This window comes from Vibrio sp. Vf1514, from assembly GCF_052076135.1.
Taxonomy (GTDB): domain Bacteria; phylum Pseudomonadota; class Gammaproteobacteria; order Enterobacterales; family Vibrionaceae; genus Vibrio; species Vibrio furnissii.
Genome location: NZ_CP197268.1, coordinates 1,276,222 through 1,289,428 on the forward strand (window position 1 = coordinate 1,276,222; position 13,207 = coordinate 1,289,428).

Here is a 13,207-nt window from a genome sequence, read left to right on the forward strand (position 1 = left end):
GCTTTATTTATTTTATGGATTATATTCATCTATCGAGATTCAGTTTAAAGCACCTGACGGCACTGCACGTGATGCTCAGCACACGCAGTGTGACGCAGACCGCCGCCCGCCTGTGCGTGAGCCCGTCCAGCATCAGTAAGATTCTGGCCCAGTTACGTGAGTTACTCGATGATGACCTGTTCTATCGTGATAGCAACCAGTTGATTCCAACCCCTTACGCGTTGCAAATGGGCCCGGCTGTTCACAGTATTCTATCCAGCATGAATGGCCTGTTGCATCAGGCAAACTTCGACCCCAAACAGTACAGTGGGCACTATCGGCTGGCGATGCGCGAAAGTACGTTGGAGCTGTTTGCAGAAGACATTGCCAACATCATTTCCGAATGCTCACCCAATCTTTCATTAACCATTCATTCCAAAGAGTATTACGGATTTGAAGCGCTGCAGCGCGGCGTGATTGATTTCATGATTCTGCCGCACGACATCAGCCAACCGCCGACATACGCGCAGGACTTGGTGTGGCATGTGATCACCGACGATGAGATGGTGTGTTTAATGCGGCCAACGCATCCGCTGGCAGATAAAGAGATGACCACGGAAGATTATCTCTCATACAAACACATCGCGATTTTGGATAAGGAACTCAGCGAACCCTTCTTTGAGAAGAACCTCGCCCAACGGCATAAATCGCGTCAGGTGAGTGTGACGACCGCCGATTTCGGCGCGGCCGCCATCATGTGTCAGCACACCGATTTGCTGTTTACCTGTTCAAAACATTGGGCAGAGCGCGCGCACCAAGCGCAAGGCTTAGTCTGCAAGCCGCTACCGTTCGATTACGGCACCGTGGCGTACAGTTTGGTGTGGAACAAACCGAGCATGAACGATCAGGCGATGAAGTGGCTGTGCAAGCAACTGACCAAAGGTCAGTGCGGCTGCTAAGTGAAATAGGGCAAACAGAAAAGTAAAAAGGTCAGCAAACGCTGACCTTTTTACTTTTCTGTTTTTGATTTTATTTATGTCAAACCCTAGCCATGAGTTGTTAGTCAATAAACAGATTTCGATGATGAAATCAGCCAAACGATAAGTTTCGCTACTAATTTCATATCTGCAGTGTATGTATTCTGAGGGATTTCCGACAGTGAAATTACGTAAATAGTCAATTTACGTTTTGGAAAAACCTTGCAGGACTAGGCTTTAGGCAGGACTACCCAGAAAGTATTACGCTCATTTTCTCTTGGCATCAAGGTGATCGTGCCGTGATGCAGCTTAGCAATGTCCTTAGTAATGGACATACCCAGACCGGCCCCATCCCCTTTTTCGGTGTTGGCTCGGTAGAAGTTTTCAAACAGTTTCTCACGGGTCTCTTCGCTCAGCGCTTCCCCCGTGTCGCTGACCCACACATTCACAACCTGACCTTCCTCTTGGACCTCAACTTTGATCTGGCTGCCTGCCCCCGAGTAACGAATGGCGTTATCCACCAAGTTGGTAAACAGAATCCGCAGCAGGGATTCATCTCCCAACACAAAAATATCATCGCCATCGAGAGAGAGCTCTTGTTGATTGCGCAGCGCAAGCGGCACCAGTTCGGCAATCACACCTTGCACCAGCTTCGTCAGGTTGATGCTGGAGAATGTTAAATCATGGATGCTTTCCACCCGCGCCAACATCAGCAACTGTTGAATAAGGCGATCCGTGCGCTCAATGCCGCGCAGAATGTTGCTTAAATCAGATTTCAACTGCGCTTCATTTTGGCTCAGCAGGGCGTTTTCCGCATTCAGTCGCAACACCGTCAACGGCGTTTTCAATTCATGAGCAGCCATGCGGGTAAAGCGTCGTTCACGCTGCCACGCCTGATCCAACTCGGTCAGCAATCTATTTAACGAGTCCACCAGCGGAGAGAGTTCCTGCGTAGGGTTCGACACGTAAATGCTATCAAGCTTGTTGGCACTACGCTGGGTAATGGCGCGTTTGAGCTCAGAAATCGGTTCAAAATGTTTGCCAATCAGCAAGGCCATCACCAAAGCCAGACAAGGGATCAAAATCAGTTGCGGCAAGGCGGTTGAGAGCGCCAATTCGCGGCTCATCTCGTCTCGAATCGACTGTTTCTCCGCCACAATCACGTATTCTGGCTGAGTATGATATTGCGTCGGCAGCGGTAATTGAAAAAAGCGCCATGGCTTGCCCTCAATATCCAGATAGCCAAACCCGGCGTAGCGCGGATCGTGTGCAACCCGGCTGATCGCGGGAATGGAACTCCACACCAGCTCCCCACTGAGGTAAAACTGAATCAGAATATTGCGCTCGTAAGGGTGGCCGAAAGTGGTGGGCGAATCGCCGCCCTTAGATTGCTTGGCAATCCGCGCCATCCAAGTATCAAGAATCTCGCTGGCGCGGCGTGCTTCCAGCCCGTCTTCTTTGACGGGCATCCCCAGCAACAGCATTTTAGCCGACTGCCCTAAACGGGCATCATACACTTCTTCAATCTCGTGCTGCGACGCGGTAAAGCTGAAAAACAGTGACACAAGGATCAGCACCGTCGACAGCAAGACCACGGCGATGGTGAGACGTTTCTTGATTGAAAATGCGTATTCCGCACTATTTTTCAATGATGTACCCTACACCACGAATGTTTTTGATCACGTGATTTGACACCTTTTTCCGCAGATTATGAATATGCACCTCGATGGCATTGTCGCTCGCCCCTTCATCCCAGCCGTGCAGGGATTGTTGCAGTTGCTCTTTGCTCAGGACACGACCCGCGTGCGTCATCAACGACGCCAACAATTTGAACTCGTTATTGGTGAGTTTCAGGCGGTTGCCCTGAAAATCGACCGATTGTTCAGACAGCGACAACGATAACTCCCCCACGTCGATGCGCGTGTCACAGTAACCCGATTGACGACGAATCAGCACCCGCAGGCGCGCCATCAACTCTTCCAGCGCGAACGGTTTGATCAGGTAGTCATCGGCGCCGCCATCCAACCCTTTCACGCGATCGTCAATGTCATCGCGCGCGGTCAGAATCAATATCGGCAGCGTAAAACCAGCGCGGCGAATGTGACGCAGCACCAACAACCCATCAATATCCGGCAGGGTGAGATCGAGGATCACCGCCATAAACTGCTCGGTTTTGAGCACGGTCTCGACGCCCGAGCCGCGCTCGACCCAATCGACGGTGTAACCGTGGCGACTCAACGAGGTCACCATTGAGCGGCCTAATAAAACATCATCTTCGACAAGCAGCAAACGCATTTCTAATTCAACGCTCCCAGTTTCTTCGCGATCTCTTGTTGTCGCCCTTGATCAGCCAGCGGACGCGCTGGACGTGGTTTGGCCTGCTGGGCTTTGGTCAAATACTGAATCGCTTCGGCTTTGCGGCCGTCCTGCGCCAGAAAATCACCATAAAAATAGTTCGGATCGATGCCATCAGGATTGATTTCCAACGCTTTTTTTAGCATCGCTTCCGCTTTGTCATCGTCGCCAAAGCCAATTGGCCAACCCGGTACTTGATAGTATAGCGAACCTAAACTGGTATACGCGGAGCCATCTAACGTTTCTGGCGCTGTTTCAATCACTTGTTCCAGTAACACTTTGGCCTCTTTCACCAACGACAAGGCGCCCAAACCGCCATCCGCCCCAGCAAGAGACGATTTATTGATCGCCAGCCACACTTTCAGTTCCTGACGTTCTGGCGCGGCTTTTAATGCCTCTTCGTTCCGTTGGATCAGATTTTCCAAGCAATACACCTGATGATCTTTGTCCTTCGATTGATACTGACACACGGCCCATTTTTTCTGAATGGTTTGCAGCGGGTCAGCACCGGCGGCTGCGACAGACATGGTTGCACCTAAAGTTAAAGCTGCGATGCTCAGCGTGATCGTCCGTTTCATCGTTCGTCCCTCATGATGTGCGGTGAGCGAGGCGGCTGCACCGCTCCCGGTGTGATGTAGTGATGAATGGTGTCTTGTTGTTTGCGAATCGAGGCAGACACCACCGTGGGAATGAGCTGGTTTAAGCGCGCAAACAACTTTTCCGGCCACCCAATCCACATTGACGCGCGCTCTTTTTCCAAGATAGACACCACATGACGTGCGACGACACTTGGCGCATCGCTGCGGTTGCCCAAATCGCGATTCATTTGCGTGACACGGTCATCATTGAGATCGGTGTTGGTCGCCCTTGGCGCCAAATACAACACGCGAATTCCCGCGCCATCTAACTCGCGATCCAACGCCTCGCTGAATCGCTGTACGCCCGCTTTCGCGGCGCAGTAGCTGGTGTAACCCGGAAAGCCAATCGAACCGAAGGTCGAGCCGATGTTCAGGATGATGCCCGGACGTTGCAGCCAACTCAACGCCGACTGACTGGTCAACATCGGTGTCATCAGATTCAGGTGGATCTCTTCGCGCAGTGATTTAGCGCTGCGCTGAGCCAGAAAACTAAACTGGTTATTGCCCGCATTGTTAATCAGCACATCGATGCGCTGATCGCGGTGAACCTGTTCAAGCGCGAAGGCTTTGAGCACATCTTCGCTATCAGGATGTTGGAAATCGATGGCCAGAACGTGATGACGCTCTGGACACTCAAGGCTGTTTTTCAGCGCTTCCAGTTTATTGCGGCTTCGCGCCACTAAGATTAGAGCGGCACCTTTCGCTTCCAGCGCTTGGGCGATTTCTCGGCCAATGCCGCCCGAGGCACCAGTTAACAGCACCCGTTTACCTTGTAAATTCATCGCCTTATCCTCACGCCGCGTGTTGGAATGCATGCGGTGTCAGCTCACGAAGCATCTCGCCGTAGAGTCGAAACACCATGTTGGCTGAATCGATGATCGCTTGCTGATCGACCGGATCGGTAATTTGGTTCATCAACCTTTCAAACAGTTGAATGTGGTCTTGATCCAGCACGCTGTGCGACGTCAGATAACTCATGGCATTCTCCGGCAAATTTAGCGTCTGTTTCACCAAGGCGGCGACCTCACCGCCCACCCCGACACTGGTGCCTTCCAGCACCCAAACCATGCCAAACAAAGCGATGGGATTGACACGATCAATTTGGTGATAGAGATAAGCCACCATCAATTCAATCGGCGCGCCCACTCGGCCCTGAGCCTGATTGGCTCGTACCAAGTCAGCGTCAGCACCACACGCGGTGATGTCGTTGAGGATCCATTCGTGATGCCCACTCTCCTCGTCGATGTATTCCCCAACAGCTTGGCGCAGCCATTCATATTTCTCAGGCAAGCGTCCACCACACGCCATCAACAGCGGCACCGTGTGTTTGACGTGATGAAACGCCTGCGTCAAAAATGCCACGTAGGTTGCGCGGTCAATGTTGCCACGCGCACATTGGGCGAAAATCGGCGCCTGTAATAGGGTTTGCTGCGCAGCTTGCGTTTGGTGTTTCAGTGTTTGGAAGAATTCACTCATGCTGTTTTCCTCTTTCCATTCGGGTCAATGGCGTTTGAGTCCCACGACTCAACTCCACGATTCATGCGGTGACGTTGTGTGATTTAAGTTGCTGGTGTCATTCAAGTTGGTCGTGATCGTGTGCTGCCCGCCAACAGGAAGCTGCGCCAGCCAATGTTCAAATTGTGCCCGCACTGGGCGCCCATTGGCGGTGTATAACCCAGGCTGCTGTTTGAGCCCTGCCAGCGTCACCACTTTGCCAATGCGGGCATAGTCCGGCAGCGCCGCATTGAGCTTGCGTAGGCTGACCGCCACAATTTCGGGCTGATTGCTGTCGACCACCGCCGTGAGGGTCGATTGTCCTTCCCCTACCACCACCATGCTATGCAGCGCGGGCAACACTTGCGCTTCCGATTCCAGCCACTCCGGCGACACGTTGCGCCCAAACGCGGTGATGATTTGATTTTTCTTGCGGCCATTGATGGTCAGAAAACCCTGCGCATCCAGATGTCCCAAATCGCCAGTGGCCAACCATGTTTGCGTAAACGCTTCGCCGATATAACCCAGTGCCACGTTACCGCGCACCAGCACTTCACCATCATCAGCAATTTTCACCTCGACATGCGGCAGCACGCGGCCACTGGTCCCCGGTTTGTGAGCGCTGGGCGTGTTCAAACTCACCACGGAAGCACATTCCGATAAGCCGTATCCTTCAAATGCAGGAATGCCCAATGCGCGTGCTTTGTTTAGCAAGGCTGGCGTGACACGAGCGCCTCCGACCGCGACAAACTCAAGCGAGCGCGCCAACGTTGGGTTCAACGTAACAATATGAATCAGCGCCATCAGCAATGCGGGGGTTAACACCAAACTGCTGGGTTGATACTGACTGAGCGCGACCGCAAACTGATTGGGATTGAACTGACTTGAGCCAGACAGCCCCACATTTTCCCCTGGCACCACCACCGACGTAGCGCCGAGCAACATCGGTACGTAAACGCCGGTAATGTTCTCCAGCAAAGTGGACAGAGGCAGTAAAATCAGGTGCGTTTTGCAGCGCGTTTCCGTCGCGATCGCATCGGCCAATGCGCCACTGACTTGCGCCAGTTGTTCATCGCTCAAGCAGACGCCTTTGGGTTGACCAGTCGAGCCTGAAGTGAACGTGATTTTGCTGCTGTCAGGTAACCAATGAGCGCCATGAGCATGTGAATTGCGCCACAATGGCAAGCCTTCCAATTGCCCCAGCAGTTCCGGTTGTAAGCTGTGCCATTCACCAATCAATACATCGGCGCCTGAACGCTCCAAGGTGTGCACGATTTGAGTCTCACTAAAAAACATCGGTACGGGCACCACCGGAATGCGCGCCTGCATCGCGGCCAAATCGGTAATCACCCACCCCAAACTATTTTCAGCGCGCAATGCGATGCAACGCGCTTCAAGCTGAGTGAGCAGCGCCGCCGCTTCTTTGACACGCACCCACAACGTCAGATAACTGATGGACTCGACCTGTTGTGTGCGCTCGCTGTAACCTTGAAATGCAATCGCATCGGGCTTCGTTTCCGCGCGTTGGGCCAATGCCTGTAAAATGGTGTTCATCAGAAACCTCCGCTTAAACGATGTTTGCGGTCGGAAAACAGCGCCTGCAAATGCACCAAAGCGCCTTTCAGATTGCCGGCGACAATGCGCGGCTGATAGTGGTAGTAGCTACCCCAAATCGTGTGGGCATCTGGAATCCGAGTGGGATCGGCTTCAGCCAAGATGGTCGGGTCCAACCCCAAACGACACATCATGGCGTAGAGCGGGTCGGTGGCGGTAAAAATGCACCATTCAAAGCCCTGTTCGACCAGCTTTTGCGTCATCAGCAGAAAATGCAGGGAGGAAAACCCTTTGGAAAACGAAGCCAATTGGCCAAATTCAATCAATTGAGTGCGCTCGACGGGACGCTTGAACGTGTTGGCAAGTAAGGCGTCCGCCGGGTGATCTAAATATTGCTCAAGAAACAGCGCCTCGTCGCTGGCAACACGGTAACCACACAAGGACTTAATGTGGTCATCATCCATCAACGCCATGAAGGTCGGCATAAAGCAATTGAGACGCGCATCAAACGCCAATGAATAACGTTGCGCGATATAGTGTTCGACTTCATCCCGCTTGGGATGGTTACGATCAATGATCGCCAGTTCAAGCGCGTGATCGTGGAAAAAGTCTTTCATTCAGAAGCCCTCTCTGTGCCCGACACCATGAGCTTATGGCGGCAAGCTTAAGAGACACTTAAGAATCTTAAGAAAACAAAAAAGCCGCGACAGAAATCCTGTCGCGGCTTAATTTAGTCAATAAATTGTTATTTTCGGCCGACGCCCATCACCACGGGCATCACGCCTTGTGGCGTTTTCACGTCAAACACTTTGCTCACTTCAACCGTCGCAAAGCCCGCTTGCGTTAGCATGGCGTGCGCATCACGTTCGCTTAAACCGAAGTCCGGATCGTTGTCGTCCACCAGCCAATCCCAGTGCACAAATAAACCGCCTTCGTCGAGCAAGGTGTAGATGATTTCAGCCATTTCTTCATGGTTCGGCACAAAACCGCACACTGAAGAGGCAACCACCACATCAAACTGCTTGCGAAACGCCGGATGCTGCGCAACCAAGCCACGCGTTAAGTGGTCCACTACCGGCTCCACATTCACCAGCTCTTTCTTGTCCAACTCTTCAATCATGGCTTCGGACGCATCCAAAGCCACAATGTCTTTTGCCACTGGTGACATCAGTTGACTTAGCAAACCCGTGCCGCAACCAAAATCAAGCACGTGCTTGCCCTCAAGCGAAATGAGCTTATTCAGTTGCTGAAAAACGTTCTGCGCAAAAACGGTTGTCGCTTCGTCTTTTTCCCAATCCGCTGCGTATTCGTCCCAGTCGTGTGCCATCATGGCCTCCGTGTTACTTCTTGTATTCGGGCAAATGTGCCCAAGTGACCTCAAATTGGCAGGCTCATTTCCTGAATGCACAAGCATTTAGGTTAAACCCGTAAGTTTGAGACTACTCGAACACACCAAGATTAAACCAAAACGGAGTAAAGTTCATAGAGTTACAACGCAATCTTGCGCAAGAAAATCTGAATTTGAGTCAATTGGCGAATATTAGAGCAGATAGGCAGCCTGACGAAAATTGTTTATGATTCGGCAACTTCTATCCAATGAGTCTGCTATGAACCTGTCCCAAATTGAAGCTTTCTGCACCATCGCCAATACAGGCTCGGTTTCCGAGGCTGCCCGCCAGCTTGAGTGTAACCGCACCAAACTGAGCATGGCGATCAAAGCATTTGAAACCGAGCTGGGTGTCGAACTGTTTACGCGCACCGGAAACAACCTCACGTTGTCTGAGGCGGGGAAAGCCATCTACAAAGATTGCGAGAACATGCTCATCACATCGACCCGCATTCGCCGCACCTGTTCGCAAGTTTCTGATGAGTTTGCCGCCGAGATGTGGATTGCTCGTGATGACTCGCTGCCGGACTCGTTGTGGCAAGATCTGGCGCACTCACTCAATAAGCTCTTTCCCAACACCTCGTTTAACATCGTATTGGCATCCAGCGGTGACTTGGCAAACTTGGTCTCGACCCAACAAGTCGACTTTGCTTTTGGGGTTGACTACGAACGTCTCGATGACCCACGCATCGGTTATCAGCCACTCGGTAAAATCCGAATGATGTCGGTGTGCAGCACCACACACCCGCTCACCAAAATCAAACGCGTGACCGATGAAGACCTGCGTAAATCGATGCAAGCGGTGATGGTGTATCTCAACGAACGTGACAACTCCAGCCTAGAGCCCTTTTCTCGCCGCTACATCGGCTTTTCAAGCTTTGAATACATGTTGAGTACCATCCTGACCGAAAGTGCCTGGGGCGTGCTGCCAGAGCCGTTGATTCGTCACCATTTACGCGAACAGCGATTGGCCGTGATTCGCCACACTTACGGTTTGACTCAGGAAGACTATTGTATGTTTAGCGTCGCCGGCAGTTCAGAAAACCCGGCCATGGTTTGGCTTGCCGACAAGCTCAGTGACTATCTATTTGACTTCTAATCACTGTTTATTTTGCACTCGACTGGCGAAAGGCCAGTCAGTGTCAATATTATTGACAGAAATTTAAACTCATAACTCATTGATATTTAAAAATTAAATCTAAAACCCTTCAAAACCACCTGTTCAAAAAAGCAAATCACCATTGTAAAGCTCGGCCGATCAGCCAAAATAACCTCAGTTATCCAACAGGTATAAAAATAAAATGAGTGCTCCAAAAAGTTTTAACGAAAACCGTGTTCTGACCCTCTCAGCCCTTTTCGCATCTATGTTTGCTGTAGCTGGTCTTGTTGTCGGTCTGCTTGTAGGCTCTCTGGTTATCGTGTTCGACGGTGTTTATTCTCTCGTCAGCCTACTGTTAACAATCTTGTCGCTAGTGGCGGCACGCTACATCAGAAAACCTTCTGATTCTGAGTTCCCATTCGGACGAGCATTGTTTGAACCAGCCGTGATTGCGGTCAAAGGTACCGTCATTCTGATGCTCGTCTGTTACTCACTGTACTCTGCGATCGGTTCTATGTTTACCGGTGGTCGTGAAGTCGATGCGTCTATCGCAACTGTATTTGGTGCTATCAACGTGATTGGTTGTGCCATCGCTTGGTGGTACATGGTGTCACTGAGCAAGAAACACTCTTCTGGCCTTATCGGCGCTGAAGTAAAACAGTGGCAGATGGATACACTGCTGAGTTTAGCGGTAACAGTCGGCTTCGTGGTTGCATGGTTGATGACTCTGACACCGATGGCAAATTACGCGGTCTACGCTGACCCAGTGATGATGCTTGCTATGTCGTTCTACTTCATCAAAGTTCCGTTTGACATGCTACGCTCAGCAATGCGTGAAATCTTCCTGATGTCACCAAGCGAAGAGATTTGCCAAACCGTTGACCAAAGTGTGGTTGTGGCCTGTGAAGAGTCCGATCAGGAAATTGAATTGGTCGGTGTAACGAAAGTTGGTCATGAGCTTTGGGTTGACGTTGATATCTACCCAGAAGACAACTGTGACACGATTCTGGTTGAAGACATCGAACAAACACGTCAAACCATCGAAAAGCATCTCGAAAAATTGCCGCTGAAACTGCAAATTACCGTAAACATCGCAAGTTAACGACAATTGATAAGAACCCGCCAAACGGCGGGTTTTTTATTTCCACCACATCTAGAAAACCCAAGTATTTTTTGCAGCATGAGGATATTGCCGCCGTTCATCATCAAGTGGCTGGCGAACATATGGCGCAGAACGTGGAACCTCCCTTTTACTCTTCCGTTTCGCCCCATCGTGCACCTATGGCTGCAGTCGAACACCTACTTTTTTATGCTCATTATCCGCACACTGAACAACATGGGCTGACATGCACATTGGTACGCAATGGTGGTGATAAAGCCTAAACCGAACACACCATAAGACTCTCTCATTTGATATTGTGGGTACGTTTCATTTGTCAGTTGTTGGAATTCTAAAACCAACTGAAAAATATAGGCGACTTAAATAACTTCCTAATATATTTTCCACTGGAATTATATATAAAAAGTTCATTTAAAATCGACTAATATGCTTTTATATGAATGGTTAAAAATTACAGTCGAATATTGCTTAAAGTCAAAACATGTTAAGCAAAAATTGATATTGTTACCGCGGTACAAATTCAAATCAAATGAGGTAAATATGTTAGGTGGGATTTTTTTCTGGTTTTTATTGGCAATCGCTGTTGGTTTTTTAGCTTCCAATTACAATCGTAGCAGCTTTCTGTGGTTCTTGTTAGCTTGCATCATTTCTCCTATTATTGCGGCCATTTTCCTACTTATTATGGGGAAAAACAACGAAGCAGAGGTTCTTGAGAACCTAGCTAGAGTTCAAAAATCTCAACAAGATTTTATTGAACTATATTGTGCCAACGAAACAGTAGTAAAGAAAAACCCAATATTAGAAAATACCTTCAAAGAGCTATCAAATGCCAAAGCTTCTAGCACATCCCAGATCACTGTCGAAGACATCGATAAAAAAATTAATATGCTGTTAATGGAAGTTGCAAGAGCTGAAACACCGAAGCAAGAGCACGTTGAAACACACACTGAAGAAACAAGTGATCACTTTTCACAGTTAGAAAAATTAAAAAAATTACTAGATATCAATGCTATCACCAGTGAAGAGTTTGAAGCGAAAAAAGCAGAGATACTGAGTCGCCTATAAATACCACGAGCATAACAAACTGTTAATAGGGTATCGCCCACTGCCTGTTTTTGTAGTTGAGGGTGTTTTTATTTGGCGTGACATTAGTATCAAGCAAACATTGAGATAAAAAAGAGCCGCTAGCAGCGGCTCTCAATCGTTGGTATTTTCGAATAATTTTCCGATTACTCTTTACCGAAGACGTTGTTCTCTTGCTCTTGTACGCGGATGAACGTGGTACGCTTGGTTAGCTCTTTGAGCTTTGCTGCACCTACGTAGGTACAGGTTGAGCGTACGCCGCCGAGGATGTCTTGAATCGTGCCGTGCACGCTACCACGGTATGGTAATAGGACGGTTTTTCCTTCAGCTGCGCGGTAGCCCGCGACACCGCCAGAGTGTTTGTCCATCGCGCTCTTTGAAGACATGCCGTAGAACTTCATGAACTTCTCGCCATCTTTGTCGATGATCTCGCCGCCTGACTCTTCGTGACCAGCCAGCATGCCGCCCAACATCACGAAATCTGCGCCGCCACCGAACGCTTTTGACACATCGCCAGCGCATGAACAGCCGCCGTCACCGATGATTACGCCGCCAAGGCCGTGCGCTGCGTCGCCACATTCAATGATGGCAGACAGTTGTGGGTAACCCACACCGGTTTTCACGCGCGTGGTACATACGGAACCTGGGCCAATGCCTACTTTCACGATGTCTGCACCGGCCAGAATCAGCTCTTCACACATGTCGCCTGTGACCACGTTACCAGCCGAGATCACTTTGTCTGGGAAGGCTGCGCGCACGCGCTCTACGTATTCCACCAAGTGCTCTGAGTAGCCGTTCGCGATGTCGATACAGATGAAGATGAATTCATCAGACAGCGCCATGATGTCTTGCGTTTTTTGGAAATCAGCATCCGACGTTCCGGTTGAAACCATCACGTTGTTTAGCGTTGCTTTGTCTGCTGTTTTTGCAAACTCCGCCCAGTCCGCCACTGTGTAGTGTTTATGAACCGCGGTCATTACACCATGCTCAGCGAGGGCTTTCGCCATAGCAAAGCTGCCCACGGAATCCATGTTCGCCGCTATAACTGGCACGCCAGACCATTGACGGCCACTATGCTTGAAGGTAAACTCGCGGGTTAAATTTACTTGAGAACGGCTTTTCAGGGTTGAACGTTTCGGGCGAAACAGGACATCTTTAAAACCTAACTTAAGTTCTTGTTCGATACGCATTGTGTAATTCCTTGATTGATTCACAGTTTGTGTCTCTGTTTGCAGAGTGCGTTGTACTTCGGTTGGCAGACTTCAGTACTTTTCGGACACAAAAAAACCGGAGCGTTGGCAGACGCTCCGGTTTTCAGCATTATAGGTTGTGATTTCTTTCCGGCAAGTCTGATATTTGTATTTTTTTTATGTTACGCTGTCGAAGATTTCATACCCATTGCCATTTTCTACGCTTCCCCCAATACAACATTCCATTAAACCTCATCGTAATCAACGAGTTATTAACAAAACCCTTATTTACTTGATCACGTAAACGTTCACCGCAAACGTTCACTTCGAT

The 13,207-nt window shown here is 49.8% G+C and carries 13 protein-coding genes; 4 read left to right on the forward strand and 9 right to left on the reverse strand.

Translation table 11 applies throughout. The annotated features are described in order from the left end of the window. The first annotated feature begins 14 nt into the window (after window positions 1-14). Window positions 15-938 carry a LysR family transcriptional regulator gene (locus ACS18Q_RS20635; protein WP_014257632.1) on the forward strand — a complete coding sequence of 308 codons (924 nt, stop codon included), beginning with the start codon at window positions 15-17 and terminating at the stop codon, window positions 936-938. 248 nt (window positions 939-1,186) lie between these two features. Here ACS18Q_RS20635 and ACS18Q_RS20640 read toward each other — a convergent pair whose 3' ends face one another. The 8 genes from ACS18Q_RS20640 to ACS18Q_RS20675 all read right to left on the reverse strand — a co-directional run bounded on the left by ACS18Q_RS20640 (window position 1,187) and on the right by ACS18Q_RS20675 (window position 8,324). Continuing rightward, the gene (locus ACS18Q_RS20640; RefSeq protein WP_441257800.1) at window positions 1,187-2,605 is read right to left on the reverse strand and encodes an ATP-binding protein; all 1,419 of its coding nucleotides are present in this window, start codon (window positions 2,603-2,605) and stop codon (window positions 1,187-1,189) included. Further along, window positions 2,595-3,251 (reverse strand): response regulator, encoded by a 657-nt coding sequence (locus tag ACS18Q_RS20645; RefSeq protein WP_395212447.1) that lies wholly within the window; start codon window positions 3,249-3,251, stop codon window positions 2,595-2,597. The genes ACS18Q_RS20640 and ACS18Q_RS20645 overlap by 11 nt, the downstream gene beginning before the upstream one ends. Window positions 3,252-3,253: 2 nt before the next feature. Continuing rightward, complete coding sequence (locus tag ACS18Q_RS20650; protein ID WP_014257634.1) at window positions 3,254-3,889, reverse strand: tetratricopeptide repeat protein; 636 nt, start codon at window positions 3,887-3,889, stop codon at window positions 3,254-3,256. Beyond that, the gene (locus ACS18Q_RS20655; protein WP_014257635.1) at window positions 3,886-4,731 is read right to left on the reverse strand and encodes an SDR family oxidoreductase; all 846 of its coding nucleotides are present in this window, start codon (window positions 4,729-4,731) and stop codon (window positions 3,886-3,888) included. The genes ACS18Q_RS20650 and ACS18Q_RS20655 overlap by 4 nt, the downstream gene beginning before the upstream one ends. A gap of 10 nt (window positions 4,732-4,741) precedes the next feature. Continuing rightward, window positions 4,742-5,425, reverse strand: coding sequence for a TenA family transcriptional regulator (locus ACS18Q_RS20660; RefSeq protein WP_441257801.1), 684 nt, complete (start codon window positions 5,423-5,425; stop codon window positions 4,742-4,744). Between the two features lie 48 nt (window positions 5,426-5,473). Further along, window positions 5,474-6,997 (reverse strand): AMP-binding protein, encoded by a 1,524-nt coding sequence (locus ACS18Q_RS20665; RefSeq protein ID WP_441257802.1) that lies wholly within the window; start codon window positions 6,995-6,997, stop codon window positions 5,474-5,476. After that, on the reverse strand, window positions 6,997-7,614 hold the full coding sequence (locus tag ACS18Q_RS20670) for a thermostable hemolysin (protein WP_004727093.1): 618 nt from the start codon (window positions 7,612-7,614) through the stop codon (window positions 6,997-6,999). The genes ACS18Q_RS20665 and ACS18Q_RS20670 overlap by 1 nt, the downstream gene beginning before the upstream one ends. Before the next feature lie 128 nt (window positions 7,615-7,742). Further along, the gene (locus ACS18Q_RS20675) at window positions 7,743-8,324 is read right to left on the reverse strand and encodes a class I SAM-dependent DNA methyltransferase (RefSeq protein ID WP_004727094.1); all 582 of its coding nucleotides are present in this window, start codon (window positions 8,322-8,324) and stop codon (window positions 7,743-7,745) included. A gap of 280 nt (window positions 8,325-8,604) precedes the next feature. On the opposite strand from ACS18Q_RS20675, the gene ACS18Q_RS20680 reads away from it, so the two are divergent. The 3 genes from ACS18Q_RS20680 to ACS18Q_RS20690 all read left to right on the forward strand — a co-directional run bounded on the left by ACS18Q_RS20680 (window position 8,605) and on the right by ACS18Q_RS20690 (window position 11,668). Then, window positions 8,605-9,483, forward strand: coding sequence for a LysR family transcriptional regulator (locus tag ACS18Q_RS20680; RefSeq protein ID WP_004727095.1), 879 nt, complete (start codon window positions 8,605-8,607; stop codon window positions 9,481-9,483). Between the two features lie 202 nt (window positions 9,484-9,685). Further along, window positions 9,686-10,585, forward strand: coding sequence for a cation diffusion facilitator family transporter (locus ACS18Q_RS20685; RefSeq protein WP_038151678.1), 900 nt, complete (start codon window positions 9,686-9,688; stop codon window positions 10,583-10,585). A gap of 558 nt (window positions 10,586-11,143) precedes the next feature. Next, window positions 11,144-11,668 carry an SHOCT domain-containing protein gene (locus tag ACS18Q_RS20690; RefSeq protein WP_202983425.1) on the forward strand — a complete coding sequence of 175 codons (525 nt, stop codon included), beginning with the start codon at window positions 11,144-11,146 and terminating at the stop codon, window positions 11,666-11,668. 164 nt (window positions 11,669-11,832) lie between these two features. Here ACS18Q_RS20690 and ACS18Q_RS20695 read toward each other — a convergent pair whose 3' ends face one another. Beyond that, window positions 11,833-12,876: a GMP reductase gene (locus tag ACS18Q_RS20695; RefSeq protein WP_004727097.1), complete on the reverse strand. Its 1,044-nt coding sequence runs from the start codon at window positions 12,874-12,876 to the stop codon at window positions 11,833-11,835. Between the last annotated feature and the right edge of the window lie 331 nt (window positions 12,877-13,207).